This window comes from Mesorhizobium sp. B2-5-4 (genome assembly GCF_006441095.1).
Lineage (GTDB): Bacteria > Pseudomonadota > Alphaproteobacteria > Rhizobiales > Rhizobiaceae > Mesorhizobium > Mesorhizobium salmacidum.
The window spans coordinates 1-14,621 of the sequence record NZ_VFUR01000018.1; the positions used below are offsets into that span (position 1 = coordinate 1).

Consider the following 14,621-nt stretch of genomic DNA (forward strand, 5'->3'; position numbering starts at 1 on the left):
CCGCTTCACCGCCATCGCAAATCCCTCCGAGCAATAATCGAAGTGAATCACAATGCCAGAATTGCGCAACAGGCCCACAAGGGGAGGGCGGCTATCCCGCAGCTCTTGCCGGCTCATTCTGCTGAAAGGCAGCCAGAGCCGCCTTCAACCCCTCGGGACCCACTGCCACCATTTGCGGTGTCGGCGAAAAACCGACGCCGAGCATCTTGCGGCCAAGCATGTGGTCGCCGGGGCGGTTGACGGATTCGATGCCGAGCAGCCGGTCGCCGGCATAGTGGTAGATCGAGAATTTGTTGTCGGGCAGGTCGCCCAGCACGACATGGCTGTCGCCGCCGGCGGTCAGGCCGACCATCTGCAGCTTCATGTCCCCGATGTCGGACCAGAACCATGGCACCGCCGAGTAGGCGTCGGTGTGATCGGTAATTGTCCGGGCGGCAAGCCGCGCCTGGTCGGTGGCGTTCTGCACCGATTCCAGCCGCACCTCACCGCCGGTGAACCAGTGCCGGTAGGAGGCGGCATCGCCGATGGCCAGAATCTCCGGCGCCGAGCTGCGCATCTGGTGATCGACGCGGATGCCGTTGGCGACAGCAAGGCCCGCGGCTTGCGCCAGTTCGACATTCGGCACCGCGCCGATGCCGACCACGACCATGCGCGCCGGCAGCCTTTCGCCTGACGAGGTGATCGCGGTCGTGACATGGCCGTTTTCGCCTTCGAGCCTTGAAATCGAGGTTCCGGTGAGGATGCGCACGCCTGTCGCTTCCAGCCTTTGCCGGACATGGCTCGCCACCATCGGCGCCACGGCGCGGCCGAGCAGCCGGTCGACGGCTTCGACGACCGTCACGGTGCGGCCGGCCGCCCGCAGCGTCGCGGCGATCTCCAGCCCGATGAAGCCGCCGCCGAGGATAACGACGTCTTCGCTCCGCGCGCTCAACTCCCGGATCAGCCGCGCATCGGCCAGCGAGCGCAGCGACACCACACCGGACAGATCCGCGCCGGGCAGCGGCAGGGCGCGCGGGCGCGATCCGGTCGCCAGGATCAGATGGTCGAAGGCAAGTACGCCGCCGCCGGCAATGTCGAGACTATGGCGGCCGGCATCGATGCGCTCGATCCGCATCCCCGGCCGGTAGTCAATGGCGCTGCCGGTGTAGAACGTCTCGCCCCGAAGCGGTTGAGGCTTGGCTCCGGCATCCTTGATGAAGGTCTTCGACAGCGGCGGCTTGTGGTAGGGCAGTTCGTTCTCGTCGCCGACCAGGATCACCGGCCCGTCATAGCCATCCTCGCGCAGACTGGCGGCCGCCTGCACGCCCGCGTGACCCGCACCGACAATGACCACGCCGTTCTTCATCGCATTCCGATCCCGCTCGATCCTAGGACGTCTTGCCAAGTGGCAATTGTCTGGCGCCGCCGCAAGAGAGGGTTTGCGGGTCGCACCCGGGACGGCGACTGTCAATCGTACAGTTCGGTGCAATGCCGGCGCAACGGGCGCACAAAGTTGACTGTTGCAGTTTAGAATAATTCTAAACAATTGTTTCAATTGGGTTTTCCAGCAATTCCCATTGACTTTCATCGGACTCGAAGCTTTAAGGAAGCTCGCGCATTGGCGCATCCCTTTGATGTCTGGGCCTTGAACCCGTTCGATTGGAGGCATTTTGGTGTCTTTCTTCCCCGAGCCGCGTGATCACGCGGCATGTCTTGCGCCCAATGGCATGAATGTGGCCTGGCGTGGGTTGGCGTGCGCGCCGCTTAGAAAATTTCCGAGGAACTGGAGAGCGATAATGACAGCACGATATGGCGGCAGGCTGGCGGCGATCGGCGCCACGGCACTGCTGACGGCAGCGGTATTCGTGCTGCCTGCCAGGGCGGAAACCGACGCGAAGGCGGTCATCAAGACTTACGCGGATATCGGGCTTGCCAAATATGAGGACTCGCTGACCACGGCGCAGGCGCTCGACAAGGCGGTTGACGCACTGCTTGCCAACCCGTCGGCGGAAACGCTCCATGCTGCCCGCGACGCCTGGAAGGCGGCGCGCGTGCCCTACCAGCAGACCGAGGTCTACCGCTTCGGCAACAAGATTGTCGATGACTGGGAAGGTGAGGTGAATTCCTGGCCACTGGACGAAGGCTTGATCGACTATGTCGCCAAGAGCTACGGCACCGAGTCCGATGCGAATTCTCTCTATACCGCCAATGTGATCGCCAACAAGGAGATCGAGATCAACGGCAAGAAGGTCGATGCGTCGAAGCTTTCGCCGGAATTCCTGTCCGGCACGCTGCAACAGGCCGGCGGCGTCGAAGCCAATGTCGCCACCGGCTATCACGCGATCGAATTCCTGCTCTGGGGTCAGGACCTGCACGGCACCGGCCCGGGCGCCGGCGAGCGCCCCTACACCGACTATGATCTCAAGAACTGCACCGGCGGCAATTGCGACCGCCGCGCAGAGTACCTGAAGTCGACGGCTGGCCTCCTGGTCTCCGACCTGCAGAAGATGGTCGACGACTGGAAGGAAGACGGCGCCGCGCGCAAGAACCTGCTCGATGGCGAGCCGAACACCGCCATCTCGGTCATCTTCACGGGCATGGGCTCGCTCTCCTACGGCGAACTGGCGGGTGAACGCATGAAGCTCGGCCTGCTGCTGCATGACCCGGAAGAGGAGCATGACTGCTTCTCCGACAACACCTACAATTCCCATCTCTATGATGCCGTCGGCATCCGCGCCGCTTACCATGCCAGCTATACCAGGCTTGATGGCACCGTCGTTTCAGGTCCCTCGGTGTCCGATATGGTCAAGGTCGCCGATCCGGCGATCGACAAGGAATTGACTGATAAACTCGATGTCGCCGTCGCCAGGATGGAAGCGATCAAGGCGCGCGCCGAGGCCGGCGAGGCCTATGACCAGCAGATCGCCGAAGGCAATACGGCGGGCAATGCCACCGTTCAGGCGGCGATCGACGCGTTGATCGACCAGACCAAGTCGATCGAGCGCGCGGTCGGTTCATTGAAGTTGAACGCCATTGCCTTCGAAGGTTCCGACAGCCTCGACGCACCCGACAAGGTGTTCAAGTAGGCCTACCCCAAGCCAAACGGCGCCGCACCGGCGCCGTCAGCCAGAGCGACGAAATGCTGATCTGCCATTGCAACATCATCACCGAGAAGGAGATCGAGCAGACGATCATCGGCCTGCTGGATCAGGATCCCTGGCAACTCATCGTGCCGGCAAAAGTCTATCACGCCATGCACAAACGGGGTCGGTGTTGCGGCTGCTTCCCAAATGTGGTCGAAACGATCATTCGGGTCACCGAGAACTACCACGCCCGCTCGCAGGCGAGCGGCGTGGACATCGTTTCACATCTGGATCGCGTCAGAGGCCTGCGCGTTCAATACGGGAGCAGAACCCATGAAAGGCGAACCACAGGTCATCGAGCGGCTTAACGAGGCTCTTTTTCTGGAACTCGGCGCCGTCAACCAATATTGGGTGCATTTCCGTCTGCTCGAGGATTGGGGATACGCCAAGCTGGCCAAGAAGGAGCGTGCGGAATCGATCGAGGAGATGCACCACGCCGACAAGCTCGTGGCCCGCATCATCTTCCTTGAAGGCCATCCCAACCTGCAGTCCGTGGCGCCGCTGCGCATCGGCCAGAACGTCAAGGAAGTGCTCGAATCCGATCTTGCCGGTGAATATGACGCGCGCACTGCCTACAAGCGCTCGCGCGAAATCTGCGATGAAGCGGGCGACTACGTATCGATGAAACTGTTCGAGGAACTGCTGACCGACGAGGAAGGCCACATCGACTTCCTCGAGACGCAGCTCGACCTCCTGGCCTCGATCGGCGAGGAGAAGTACGGCCAGCTCAACGCCGCATCGGCGGACGAGGCGGACTAAGGATATGCGGGAATGCGGCGCCTCTTAGACGTCCTGCGCCGCTTGCGGCGGGCCAAGGGTCCGCTGCGCCTTCGGAAAACGCCAGCCATACCGGCTGGTCGGCGTGGCCTTGTTCTCGTGCTGGCGCTGACATCCTCCGCGATCGGCGGCGACCTTCAACCGGCCGGCCTCGCCACCACGCGCACCGATCTCAATGCCAAGGATCAGGCGCGCGTCACCGCCGTCAGCAGGCCGACCACGGATTTCTCCAAACCCGAGCCTTTCGAACTGATGCAAGGTGGCGCCGGCACCTCGCGGAAGGACGTCAGCCGTGATTCCTTCTCGCAATCCTCAGCCAACATCAGCTTCGAGGAAGAAGGCACCTTCAAGCTCGGCAACGCGCTTTTCCGCAAGAACTGGGTGTCGTCGCCGTCTTCGACGCAGGCCTCGGATGGGCTTGGGCCCCTGTTCAACGAACGCGCCTGCCAGAACTGCCATCTGAAGGATGGCCGCGGCCGACCGCCGCAAGGCGATGCCGGCACCACCTCGATGTTCCTGCGGCTGGCGCGTGACGCAAGCAGCGCGGAAGAGAAGGCGGCGCTCGCCGACCACAGGCTGCTCAATCTCCCGGACCCGGTCTATGGCACGCAGTTGCAGGAATTGGCCGTCCCTGGCCTCAAGGGTGAAGGCAGGATGCGAGTCGGCTATAAGGAACGTAAGGTGGAACTGACGGACGGCACCGTCATTTCCCTGCGCAAACCCACCTACGCGGTCGACGATCTTGCCTATGGGCCGCTCGATCCGCGCACCACGCTGTCGCCGCGCCTGACGCCGCCGATGATTGGCCTTGGCCTGATCGAACAGATTGCGCCGGCCGACATTGTGGCCCATGCCGACCCGGACGACAGGGACGGCGATGGCATCTCCGGCAAGCCGAACATCGTGCGTGATGACCTAAGCGGCGAGCTGACGCTTGGCCGTTTCGGCTGGAAGGCGCAGGCGGCGTCGATCCGCCAGCAGGCCGCGGATGCCTTTGCCGGCGATATCGGCATCTCGACGCCGGAAGAGCCGAAACACTGGGGTGATTGCACCGCCGCGCAGGAAAAATGCCTCGCAATGCCCAACGGCGTGCAGGCGCGCCTCGGCCCGGCCGAGGCGCCGGCGCCGGTAATGGATCTCGTCACCTTCTATTCACAGAACCTGGCTGTGCCGGCGCGGCGCGGCCTCGCTTCGCCTGATGTGCTCGCCGGCAAGAAGGTCTTTTACGAAATCGGCTGCGTCGCCTGTCACACGCCGAAATTCGTCACCCGTCGCGATGCGCCTGACAAGGCGCAGGCGTTCCAGTTGATCTGGCCTTATTCCGATTTCCTGCTGCACGACATGGGGCCGGATCTTGCCGATGGCCAGACCGTGGGCGAGGCGACCGGCAATGAGTGGCGCACCCCGCCGCTATGGGGTATCGGCCTCACCGAAACGGTCAACGGCAATTCCTTCTATCTGCACGATGGCCGTGCGCGCTCTTTGGTCGAGGCTATCCTGTGGCATGGTGGCGAGGCGCAGAAGGCGCGCGACCGCTTTGCCGCCATCGGCGCCATCGAGCGCGATGCATTGGTCAAATTCCTGGAGTCACTTTGATGCCGAAGCGTTTCGCGCTGGTCCTCGTTCTCCCATTGGCCCTGCTGGGGGCCTTGCCCGCATCGGCCGCGGTGAAAGCCTCTGACGTCATCCAGCGTGCGATCGACGGCTTTATCCGACCGGCCTATGAGGACCTGCACCAGCATACGGAAGCCCTCGTGAAAGCGATGCACAAGCTCTGCGAGGCGCCGTCGCAAGGGGAGCTTGATGCGGCGCGGGCCGAATTTTCGGCCACCATTCATGCCTGGTCATCGGCCGAGATCATCGGTTTTGGGCCGATCAAGGAGAACAACAGGCTGGAGCGCATGCTGTTCTGGCCGGACCGCAAGAGCATCGGTCTGAAACAGGTTCAGGCGGCGTTGTCGGACGAGGATCCAGCCGCCACCGACCCTGTCCAGCTCGCCGGCAAGAGCGTTGCCATGCAGGGGCTCGGCGCGCTGGAATTGGTGCTTTACGGCGACGGCGCCGATGTCTTGACGGGCAAGGACGAACCCTATCGCTGCGCCTATGGTGCGGCCGTTGCCGGCAATATCGAAATCATCGCCGCCGACGTCAGCGCGGCCTGGAACAAACCGGACGGTTTCGCCGCACTCTGGGCCAATCCGGGGCCGCAAAATGCGCTCTATCGCGATGGCAACGAGGCGGTCACCGAACTGGTCGGCGTCTTCATCAACGAGCTGGAAATGGTCCGCGATGTGCGCCTGAAGGGTTTTCTGGGCGCTAGACCCGATGCCGACAGGCCAAAACAGGCGATCTACTGGCGTTCGCAAAACACCGCCAATGCGCTGGCTGGAAATCTGGCCGGCGTCGATGCGCTGTTCCAGCTGTCGAAGCTTGGCGACGCGCTGCCGCCGGATGCGCATTGGGTGGCGGAATCGATCCACATCCAACTGGTCAACGGCGTGGCGACCGCCAAGGCCGTCCAGGGCCCGATCGACAAGGCGCTCGCCGATCCGGCGCTGCGTGAAAAACTCGAGCATTTCGCCCTGATCACCTCCAGCCTGTCGACCTTGATCGGCACCAGGCTGACCGCCGAATTCGGCCTGACCGCCGGCTTCTCGTCGCTGGATGGGGACTGAGCATGAAGAGATTGCTCATCGACCGCCGCGATTTCTTGAGGGCCGCCGGCATCGGCTTCGCCGCCGCCGTGACGCCCTCCGTCTGGGCAAACACGCTTGCTGCTGACGCGGTCTTCGCCACCGCCTTCGTCAAGCGCGACGGCAGTTTTGGCGCTGCCGTCCTGTCCGAGGCCGGCAAGCTTCTGCATGCGATCGACTTGCCCGATCGCGGCCATGACGTCACCTTCGATCCCATATCGAAGCGTTCGGTGGTCTTCGCCCGCCAGCCCGGCACCTTCGCCGTCGTTTTCGATCACACGGGGCGCGACGCTCCGCAAACCATCGCCAGCATCACCGGCCGGCACTTCTTCGGTCACGGCGTGTTCTCGCCCGACGGCGCTCTGCTCTACGCCACCGAGAACGATTTCGACAACGCGGCCGGCGTGGTCGGCGTCTACGATGCGCGGGCGAAATTCAGTCGCATCGGCGAATTCCCGACCTACGGCATGGGGCCGCACGAACTTCTGCTGCTGGGCGACGGCAAGACGATCGCGGTCGCCAATGGCGGCATCGAGACCCATCCCGACTATGGCCGCGCCGAGCTTAACATTGCCACCATGAAACCCTCCTATGTGCTGGTCGACCGCGTCACCGGCGACCTGATCGAAAAGCATGAATTGCCGGCTGCATTGCACCAATTGTCGATCCGCCACATGGATACCGACCAGACCGGCGCCGTCTGGTTCGGTTGTCAGTACCGAGGCCCCGGCACCGATCGTCCGCTTCTGGTTGGACGGGCGGCGCGGGGCAAGGAGTTGCGGCTGCTCGACATGCCGCAGGACGTGCTGTCAGGTTTCCGCAACTATATCGGCTCGGTCGCCGCCAATCCTGTTGCCGGTACCGTCGCCGTCTCCTCGCCGGAAGGTAATTCGCTGGTCGTGATCGATGCGGGCAGGGGCCGGGTCGTCTCCTCCAGCGCGCTGGTCGAGGTCTGCGGCGTGGCGCCCGACCGGGCCGGCTTCATGGCCACCACCGGCGCCGGCGAGATCATCGAGGGCAATGGTGGCACGCGGTCGGAACCGGCCTATGTCTGGGACAACCACGTGCTGCGCATAGAGCAGGCGGCATAAGCTCTTCTGCTAGGCCAAACCGAAGCCGCTTAACAAATTGTGCACTATACCCTTGCGGTTGCGCGCTATGGCGGGCACAGGGAATTGTTTCTCGAACCGGTCGTTTCATGAAAGTTCTCGCCATCGACTGTGCCGCCAGCCTCTGCGCCGCCTGCGTCTACGACGCGGCGGTCGGGCGGGAGCTCGGCCGTTCGGTGCTCGATCTGGGCAAAGGCCATGCCGAGCACCTGATGGCCGTCATCGCCGAAGCGTTGAAGGCCGGTGCGACCGACTACGCCGGCCTTGGCGCCATTGCCGTTTCCGTTGGCCCCGGCTCCTTCACCGGCCTGCGCGTCGGTGTGTCGACCGCGCGCGGCCTGGCGCTGGCGCTCAAGGTGCCGGCAATCGGGGTGACGACGCTCGAGGCGCTGGCCGCCGAGGCGGCCACCGCATTTCCAGGCCGTGCCGTGCTGGCGGCGCTCGATGCCGGACGCGAGGAAATCCATGCCGCGCTCTATGATGAAATGTCAGTGTTGACTTACGGCCCGGCGGTGACCACGCTTGCGAACGCGGTAGCCATGGCATCGGAGCATTCCGCGGTGCTCGCCGGTACGGCAGCGACGCTGATCGGCCGCACCTTCGACATCGGGCCTCGGACAGCAACCGCCGACATCCTCACCTACGCCCGGCTGGCTGCCGCAAAGGGACAGGGCGAAAGGCCGAAGCCGCTTTATCTGCGCGGTGCCGATGCCAAGCCACAGGCCGGATTTATACTTTCGAGGCAAAGACCATGATCCCGAAAAGTGGAAGCCGGTTTTCGCGGACAAACGGCCCTGTTTGTCCAGAGATCATGGTTAGGCGAGAAAACGAGAATTGATGCGTATACCCTTTCTCCAATCGCGTCGCCGGGACTACGCGCTCGAGCCGCTCAGGGTCACCGACAGCCCCGCTGTCTCGGTGCTGCACCGCGAGGACTTTGTCCGCCCATGGACCGACGGCGAGTTCGCTGCCTTGCTCGAACAGGACACCGTCTTTGGCTATGCCGCGCGCGAAACCGGGCAGGGCGACAAGCCGCCTGTTGGCTTCGTCCTCGCCCGGCTGGCCGCGGGCGAGGGTGAAATCCTGACCGTCGCGGTGGCGCGATCGCATCGCCGCCAGGGCCTGGGCTGGCAGTTGATGGACGCGGTGCTGCGCGAACTGCATTCGCAGCGTGCCGAAGCCCTGTTCCTCGAGGTCGATGAGACCAATGCCGCCGCGATCGCCCTCTATCGTCGGCTGGGTTTTCGGGAAGTCGGCAAGCGCCCGGATTACTACAAGTCGCCTGATCGCGGGCCGACCGGCGCGCTTGTCATGCGCCGCGATCTTCGCTAGCGAGGGATCGGGTAGGGCCAGGACATATGATCGGAAAAATCAGGATTTTCCTGGCGCTGGGCCTTGTCGTCGCCGGGTCGCTGGTTCTCGTGCCGCTGCAGATACTGTCGATGAAGACGGGCTGGTGGCCGGAAGCCTTCGTCCTCAAGATCTGGCACCGGCTGATCATCCGGGCGCTCGGCATGCGCATTCATGTCAGGGGAACGCTGTCGGCCAAGCGGCCCTTGCTGGTGGCTTCCAATCACATTTCCTGGACCGACATCATGGTGCTGGGCTCTTTTGCCGATGTGAAGTTCATCGCCAGGGCCGACATGGAAGGCTGGCCGCTGATCGGCATGCTGTCGAAGCTGCAGCGCACCGTCTTCATCGAGCGCGAGCGCAAGCGCTCCTCGGGCGACCAGGCCAGCGAGATCGCCAACCGCATGGCCAAGGGCGATGCCATGGTGCTGTTCGCGGAGGGGTCGACCGGTGACGGCAATGTCGTCCTGCCCTTCAAGAGCACGCTGTTCGGCGCCGCCTCGATGGCGATCTCGGAAGGTGCCGCGCAGGAAGTGTTCATCCAGCCCGTGGCGATCGCCTACACGCGGCTGCACGGCGTGCCACTCGGCCGCCGCCACCGCCCGATCGCCGCCTGGATCGGCGACGAAGACCTGATGCCGCATCTCAAGGTGCTGATGGCCGAGGGCGCGCTCGACGTGGAGGTGCATTTTGGCGAACCGATCGCCTTTGCCAAGGGTTCCAACCGCAAAGAAACGGCCAAGCTGATGGAAGGCCGGGTGCGCGAGATGATGCAGGCGGCCCTCGCCGATCCGCTCCCGAGCCGTTAGCCGCCGGCATGCGCCAGCTGACGCATGCCAGAATCGTCTGTTTTTTGTCACGGAAAGGCGTTAGAAGCCGCCGGATGGACTTGAACACGACTGAAAGCGACGACATCGGCACCGTGGCCGGACAGCCGGCGGTGCGCAACACGGCAGCGAAGAAGGTCTTCATCAAGACCTATGGCTGCCAGATGAACGTCTATGATTCACAGCGCATGACCGATGCGCTGGTCGCCGACGGCTATACCGCGACCGATGCCATCGGCGAGGCCGATCTGGTGCTGCTCAACACCTGCCATATCAGGGAAAAAGCCGCCGAAAAGGTCTATTCGGAACTTGGCCGCATCCGTGACATGAAGGCCGAGCGCACCAGCGCCGGCCGCGAGATGCTGATCGGCGTCGCTGGCTGCGTGGCGCAGGCCGAGGGCGCCGAGATCATCCGCCGGTCGCCGGCCGTCGACCTGGTCATCGGGCCGCAGACCTATCACCGTCTGCCCGACGTGCTGGCGAGAGTGCGCGGCGGCGAGAAGATCGTCGAGACCGAATACGCCATCGAGGACAAATTCGAGCATCTGCCGCAGCCCAAGCGTGCCGAGGTGATCAAGCGCGGCGTCACCGCCTTCCTCACCGTCCAGGAAGGCTGCGACAAGTTCTGCACCTTCTGCGTCGTGCCCTATACGAGAGGCTCGGAAGTGTCGCGGCCGGTGGCGCAGATCGTCGCGGAGGCCGAGCGCCTGGCCGAGGCCGGGGTGCGCGAGGTGACGCTGCTCGGCCAGAACGTCAACGCCTGGCATGGCGAGGGCGAGAACGGTCAGGAATGGGGTCTCGGCCGCCTGCTGTTCAGGTTGTCTGAAATCCCCGGCCTGGCGCGGCTGCGCTATACCACCAGCCATCCGCGCGACATGGACGACGAATTGATCGCGGCGCACCGGGACCTGCCGTCGCTGATGCCCTATCTGCATCTGCCGGTGCAATCCGGCTCGGATCGCATTCTGAAGACGATGAACCGCAGGCATACGGCGAACGACTATCTGGCGCTGCTCGACCGCATCCGTGCCGCGCGTCCCGATATCGCGCTGTCGGGCGACTTCATCGTCGGTTTCCCCGGCGAAACGGAAACCGATTTCGAGGCGACGATGGAACTGGTGCGCCAGGTGAACTACGCCTCGGCCTTCTCGTTCAAATATTCGCCGCGCCCCGGCACGCCGGGCGCCGACATGCCCGACCACGTGCCGGAAGCGGTCAAGGATGAGCGCCTGCAGCGCCTGCAGGCACTGCTGTTGAAACAACAGCAGGATTTCGGCTTGAGTTTGGTCGGCAGCACCATAGATACATTGATCGAGAAGCCCGGCCGCCAGGCCGGCCAGAAGGTTGGTCGCTCGCCTTGGCTGCAGCCGGTTATTGTTGATGAAATGGCCGGCGAAATCGGTGACATTATCAAGGTGCGAATCACGAAGACGGGCTACAACAGCCTGTTCGCCGAATTGGCCTGAGGGTCTCGGCAGATGAGGAGAGACGGTTGAGCGCAGCGGAGCTGAAGAATCTGCCCCCGGTACCGGCATCCGGGGCTTCTGACATGGCGCACATCGTTCTGACTTTCGACAACAACAAGCTTGCCAGCGCCCTTTACGGCCAGTTCGACGAGAACCTCGCCCGGTTGGAGCAGAAGCTCGGCGTCGACATCCGCTCGCGCGGCAACCAGTTGACCATCAAGGGGTCCGCTTCTGCCGCCGAACAGGCGCGCCGCGCCTTGGACAATCTCTACGGCATCCTGCAGAAGGGCGTCGATATCGGCCAGTCCGATGTCGACGGCGCCGTGCGCATGGCTGTCGCCGCCGATGATCAGCTCACGCTGCCGACATTGGAGCGCAAGGGCAAGGTCTCCGCCGCCCAGATCGCTACCCGCAAGAAGACCATCTATGCCCGCTCGCTGAACCAGGATGCCTATATGCGGGCGCTGGAGCGGTCCGAACTGGTGTTCGGCATCGGTCCGGCCGGCACCGGCAAGACCTATCTGGCGGTGGCGCATGCGGCGATGCTGCTCGAGCGCGGCATGGTTGAACGCATCATTTTGTCGCGACCGGCCGTCGAGGCCGGCGAACGGCTGGGCTTCCTGCCGGGTGACATGAAGGAGAAGGTCGATCCGTATCTGCGCCCGCTCTATGACGCGCTCTACGACATGATGCCGGCCGACAAGGTCGAGCGTGCGATTGCCGCCGAAGTGATCGAAATCGCGCCGCTTGCCTTCATGCGCGGCCGTACGCTGGCGCACGCCGCCGTCATTCTCGACGAGGCGCAGAACACCACGCCGATGCAGATGAAGATGTTTCTCACCCGTCTCGGCGAGAACTCGCGCATGATCGTCACCGGCGATCCCACCCAGATCGATCTTCCCCCGAGCACCAAATCAGGCCTGGTCGAAGCCTTGCGTGTGCTCGACGGTGTGGCAGGCGCGGTAACCGTGCGCTTCAACGACGTCGACGTCGTTCGCCATCCGCTGGTGGCCGAAATCGTCAGGGCCTATGACCGGGACACCAAGCTGGCTCGTGGCCTTGGCGCCGAGAATTGATGTGACGATGCGGCCTCATGCCTGAGGACAGCACACCCGGCGGCGGGAGCTTGCCGGTTCCCGTCGAGATCGATATATCGGTTGAAGCGGGCAACTGGCCCGATGAAGCAAGCCTGACGCGGCTGGTCGATCGCGCGGTTGACGCCGCTTTCGCCGAGACCGGTGTGACGGGTCGTTCCGAACTCAGCATTGTTTTTTCCGACGATGCCCATGTCCGTGCCTTGAATGCGGACTGGCGCGGCAAGGACAAGCCCACCAACGTCTTGTCTTTCCCGGCTTTTCCGCATGTGAAAGGTGGTCCGCTGCCGCCGATGCTCGGCGACATCGTGCTTGCCGCCGAAACCGTGGCGCGCGAGGCGGCACTGGAAGACAAGCCGCTGGAGAACCATATCTGCCATCTCGTCATCCATGGCCTGCTGCATCTCATGGGTCATGATCACGAGACTGACGCCGAGGCCGAGGAGATGGAAGCCGTCGAGCGCGCCGCGCTTGCAAGGCTTGCCATTCGCGATCCCTACGCGTAACTAAAAAGATCAATTGACCGGACGACGATGAACGACAAACCAGAGACTGCCGCCCGCCCCGATGCCGGCAGTGCGATCAAGGCTTCCGATACGTCGGAAGAGGGATCAAGTCCCAGTACCGTTACCGCTGGTGTTGCCAACACCGGCAGCGCCGCCACCGGCCCGTCGCCTGCCGGTCCTTCCCTGTTCAACCGCGTGCTGGGCCTGTTCCGGCAACGCAATGGCACCAGCTTGCGCGAGGAGATCGCCGGCGCGCTCGCCGAAACGACAAGCGATGTCGAATCCTTCTCGCCTGGCGAACGTGCCATGCTCAACAACATCCTGCGCCTGCGCGAAGTGCGCGTCGAGGACGTCATGGTGCCGCGCGCCGATATCGAGGCGGTCGAGATCGCCACGACGCTTGGTGACTTGCTTGGCATGTTCGAGCAATCCGGCCATTCCCGCATGCCGGTCTATTCCGAGACGCTGGACGACCCGCGCGGCATGGTCCATATCCGCGACGTGCTGGCCCATATCACCAAGATTGCGCGCGTCAGGAAGGGCCGCACGACCCGCAAAACGCCCGTCGCCACGGTTCTCGATCTTGCCCAGGTCGACCTCGCGCGCACCATCGGGGAGCTCAACCTGATCCGCCAGGTCCTGTTCGTGCCGCCGTCGATGCTTGCTTCCGACCTGATGGGCCGCATGCAGACGACGCGCACGCAAATGGCCCTGGTCATCGATGAATATGGCGGCACGGACGGCCTCGTCTCGCTCGAGGACATCGTCGAGATGGTGGTCGGCGACATCGAGGACGAGCACGACGATGACGAGCCGATGATCACCCAGACCGGTGACGGCGTGTTCATCGTCGACGGCAAGGCCGAGATCGACGAGGTCGCCAAGATGATCGGCGAGGATTTCGCCGCGGGTGAACATGGCGAATATGTCGACACCATTGGCGGCATGATCTTCAACACGCTCGGCCGCGTACCGGCGCGCGGCGAGGTGGTGCAGGCCATTCCCGGCTTCGAGTTCCATGTGCTTGACGCCGATCCGCGCCGCGTCAAGCGTGTCCGCATCGTGCAGAGCCAGAAGGGCGAGCGCCGCCGGCGCGCCACGGCGCGCACCGAACAGGCCTGAAAAGCTCCGCGCCATGACGGTCGAGGATCCGTTCAAGCATCCGGTCCTCGGTTCTGGCGTATTCTACCGCGACCCGCGTGCGGCGCTGGATTGGCTCGAAGCGGCCTTCGGGTTCGAGCGCAGCATGGTGGTCAGCGATGCCGATGGAAAACTGGTCCATGCCGAGATGCGGTTCGGGGATGGCTACATCATCGTCGATTCCGAATGGGCCGATCACGTCGCGAGCCCCGCATCGGTCGGCGGCAAGAACACGCAGTCGGTCTATATCAGGCTGAAAGACGGCCTGGATGCACATTGCGAGCAGGCCCGCGCGGCCGGTGCTGCCATAATCCAGGAGCCGGCGGACCAGTTTTACGGCGAACGCCAGTATCGGGCGCGCGATCCTGAAAGCCATATCTGGACGTTTACGCAATCAATCCGTTCTGTTTCCCGTGAAGAGGCCGAGCGGTTGGGTGGCTTGCGCATCGAAGGCTGGCACCGGTAGAGCGCAGCCGGGTGGTGGCGCCGGCGTTTGGATTGCAGGCCGCGGCCTGATAAATCTTGCGTCCTGATTCT

The 14,621-nt window shown here is 63.7% G+C and carries 15 protein-coding genes; 14 read left to right on the forward strand and 1 reads right to left on the reverse strand.

What is annotated here, in order from left to right:
* Positions 1 to 91: 91 nt before the first annotated feature.
* Positions 92 to 1,345 carry an FAD-dependent oxidoreductase gene (locus tag FJ492_RS21215; RefSeq protein WP_140772102.1) on the reverse strand — a complete coding sequence of 418 codons (1,254 nt, stop codon included), beginning with the start codon at positions 1,343 to 1,345 and terminating at the stop codon, positions 92 to 94.
* A 430-nt stretch (positions 1,346 to 1,775) separates the two neighbouring features.
* Here FJ492_RS21215 and FJ492_RS21220 point away from each other — a divergent pair, with 430 nt between their 5' ends.
* From FJ492_RS21220 to FJ492_RS21285, 14 genes are all read left to right on the forward strand, one after another.
* Positions 1,776 to 3,065 carry an imelysin family protein gene (locus FJ492_RS21220; protein WP_140772104.1) on the forward strand — a complete coding sequence of 430 codons (1,290 nt, stop codon included), beginning with the start codon at positions 1,776 to 1,778 and terminating at the stop codon, positions 3,063 to 3,065.
* 53 nt (positions 3,066 to 3,118) lie between these two features.
* On the forward strand, positions 3,119 to 3,430 hold the full coding sequence (locus FJ492_RS21225) for a (2Fe-2S)-binding protein (RefSeq protein WP_140507681.1): 312 nt from the start codon (positions 3,119 to 3,121) through the stop codon (positions 3,428 to 3,430).
* Positions 3,396 to 3,881, forward strand: a complete 486-nt coding sequence (bfr, locus tag FJ492_RS21230; protein ID WP_027142053.1) for a bacterioferritin — start codon at positions 3,396 to 3,398, stop codon at positions 3,879 to 3,881. Before FJ492_RS21225 ends, bfr begins: the two co-directional genes overlap by 35 nt.
* A gap of 12 nt (positions 3,882 to 3,893) precedes the next feature.
* Positions 3,894 to 5,495: a di-heme oxidoredictase family protein gene (locus tag FJ492_RS21235; protein ID WP_140772106.1), complete on the forward strand. Its 1,602-nt coding sequence runs from the start codon at positions 3,894 to 3,896 to the stop codon at positions 5,493 to 5,495.
* On the forward strand, positions 5,495 to 6,574 hold the full coding sequence (locus tag FJ492_RS21240; RefSeq protein ID WP_140772108.1) for an imelysin family protein: 1,080 nt from the start codon (positions 5,495 to 5,497) through the stop codon (positions 6,572 to 6,574). Before FJ492_RS21235 ends, FJ492_RS21240 begins: the two co-directional genes overlap by 1 nt.
* Positions 6,575 to 6,576: 2 nt before the next feature.
* Positions 6,577 to 7,683, forward strand: a complete 1,107-nt coding sequence (locus FJ492_RS21245; RefSeq protein ID WP_140507675.1) for a DUF1513 domain-containing protein — start codon at positions 6,577 to 6,579, stop codon at positions 7,681 to 7,683.
* A gap of 107 nt (positions 7,684 to 7,790) precedes the next feature.
* Positions 7,791 to 8,456: a tRNA (adenosine(37)-N6)-threonylcarbamoyltransferase complex dimerization subunit type 1 TsaB gene (gene tsaB, locus FJ492_RS21250; RefSeq protein ID WP_140772110.1), complete on the forward strand. Its 666-nt coding sequence runs from the start codon at positions 7,791 to 7,793 to the stop codon at positions 8,454 to 8,456.
* Between the two features lie 82 nt (positions 8,457 to 8,538).
* Entirely contained in the window at positions 8,539 to 9,033 is a 495-nt protein-coding gene (rimI, locus tag FJ492_RS21255; protein ID WP_027142048.1) for a ribosomal protein S18-alanine N-acetyltransferase, read from the forward strand.
* 26 nt (positions 9,034 to 9,059) lie between these two features.
* Positions 9,060 to 9,860 carry a 1-acyl-sn-glycerol-3-phosphate acyltransferase gene (locus tag FJ492_RS21260; RefSeq protein WP_140507671.1) on the forward strand — a complete coding sequence of 267 codons (801 nt, stop codon included), beginning with the start codon at positions 9,060 to 9,062 and terminating at the stop codon, positions 9,858 to 9,860.
* 74 nt (positions 9,861 to 9,934) lie between these two features.
* Positions 9,935 to 11,344 (forward strand): tRNA (N6-isopentenyl adenosine(37)-C2)-methylthiotransferase MiaB, encoded by a 1,410-nt coding sequence (gene miaB, locus FJ492_RS21265; protein WP_140772112.1) that lies wholly within the window; start codon positions 9,935 to 9,937, stop codon positions 11,342 to 11,344.
* Positions 11,345 to 11,427: 83 nt separating this feature from the next.
* Positions 11,428 to 12,420 (forward strand): PhoH family protein, encoded by a 993-nt coding sequence (locus FJ492_RS21270; protein WP_027142045.1) that lies wholly within the window; start codon positions 11,428 to 11,430, stop codon positions 12,418 to 12,420.
* Positions 12,421 to 12,437: 17 nt separating this feature from the next.
* Complete coding sequence (gene ybeY, locus FJ492_RS21275) at positions 12,438 to 12,944, forward strand: rRNA maturation RNase YbeY (RefSeq protein ID WP_140772114.1); 507 nt, start codon at positions 12,438 to 12,440, stop codon at positions 12,942 to 12,944.
* A 27-nt stretch (positions 12,945 to 12,971) separates the two neighbouring features.
* A complete protein-coding gene (locus FJ492_RS21280) occupies positions 12,972 to 14,066 on the forward strand; it encodes a hemolysin family protein (protein ID WP_140716096.1) in 1,095 nt (364 codons plus the stop codon).
* 13 nt (positions 14,067 to 14,079) lie between these two features.
* On the forward strand, positions 14,080 to 14,550 hold the full coding sequence (locus FJ492_RS21285; RefSeq protein ID WP_140772116.1) for a VOC family protein: 471 nt from the start codon (positions 14,080 to 14,082) through the stop codon (positions 14,548 to 14,550).
* Positions 14,551 to 14,621 lie beyond the last annotated feature (71 nt).

Coding starts and splice junctions, on each gene's coding strand:
- FJ492_RS21260 (WP_140507671.1), top strand. CDS start 9,060: ATGATCGGAAAAATCAGGATTTTCCTGGCGCTGGGCCTTGTCGTCGCC.
- FJ492_RS21270 (WP_027142045.1), top strand. CDS start 11,428: ATGGCGCACATCGTTCTGACTTTCGACAACAACAAGCTTGCCAGCGCC.
- miaB (WP_140772112.1), top strand. CDS start 9,935: ATGGACTTGAACACGACTGAAAGCGACGACATCGGCACCGTGGCCGGA.
- tsaB (WP_140772110.1), top strand. CDS start 7,791: ATGAAAGTTCTCGCCATCGACTGTGCCGCCAGCCTCTGCGCCGCCTGC.
- FJ492_RS21215 (WP_140772102.1), bottom strand. CDS start 1,345: ATGAAGAACGGCGTGGTCATTGTCGGTGCGGGTCACGCGGGCGTGCAG.
- bfr (WP_027142053.1), top strand. CDS start 3,396: ATGAAAGGCGAACCACAGGTCATCGAGCGGCTTAACGAGGCTCTTTTT.
- ybeY (WP_140772114.1), top strand. CDS start 12,438: ATGCCTGAGGACAGCACACCCGGCGGCGGGAGCTTGCCGGTTCCCGTC.
- FJ492_RS21285 (WP_140772116.1), top strand. CDS start 14,080: ATGACGGTCGAGGATCCGTTCAAGCATCCGGTCCTCGGTTCTGGCGTA.
- FJ492_RS21225 (WP_140507681.1), top strand. CDS start 3,119: ATGCTGATCTGCCATTGCAACATCATCACCGAGAAGGAGATCGAGCAG.
- FJ492_RS21220 (WP_140772104.1), top strand. CDS start 1,776: ATGACAGCACGATATGGCGGCAGGCTGGCGGCGATCGGCGCCACGGCA.
- FJ492_RS21235 (WP_140772106.1), top strand. CDS start 3,894: ATGCGGCGCCTCTTAGACGTCCTGCGCCGCTTGCGGCGGGCCAAGGGT.
- rimI (WP_027142048.1), top strand. CDS start 8,539: ATGCGTATACCCTTTCTCCAATCGCGTCGCCGGGACTACGCGCTCGAG.
- FJ492_RS21240 (WP_140772108.1), top strand. CDS start 5,495: ATGCCGAAGCGTTTCGCGCTGGTCCTCGTTCTCCCATTGGCCCTGCTG.
- FJ492_RS21245 (WP_140507675.1), top strand. CDS start 6,577: ATGAAGAGATTGCTCATCGACCGCCGCGATTTCTTGAGGGCCGCCGGC.
- FJ492_RS21280 (WP_140716096.1), top strand. CDS start 12,972: ATGAACGACAAACCAGAGACTGCCGCCCGCCCCGATGCCGGCAGTGCG.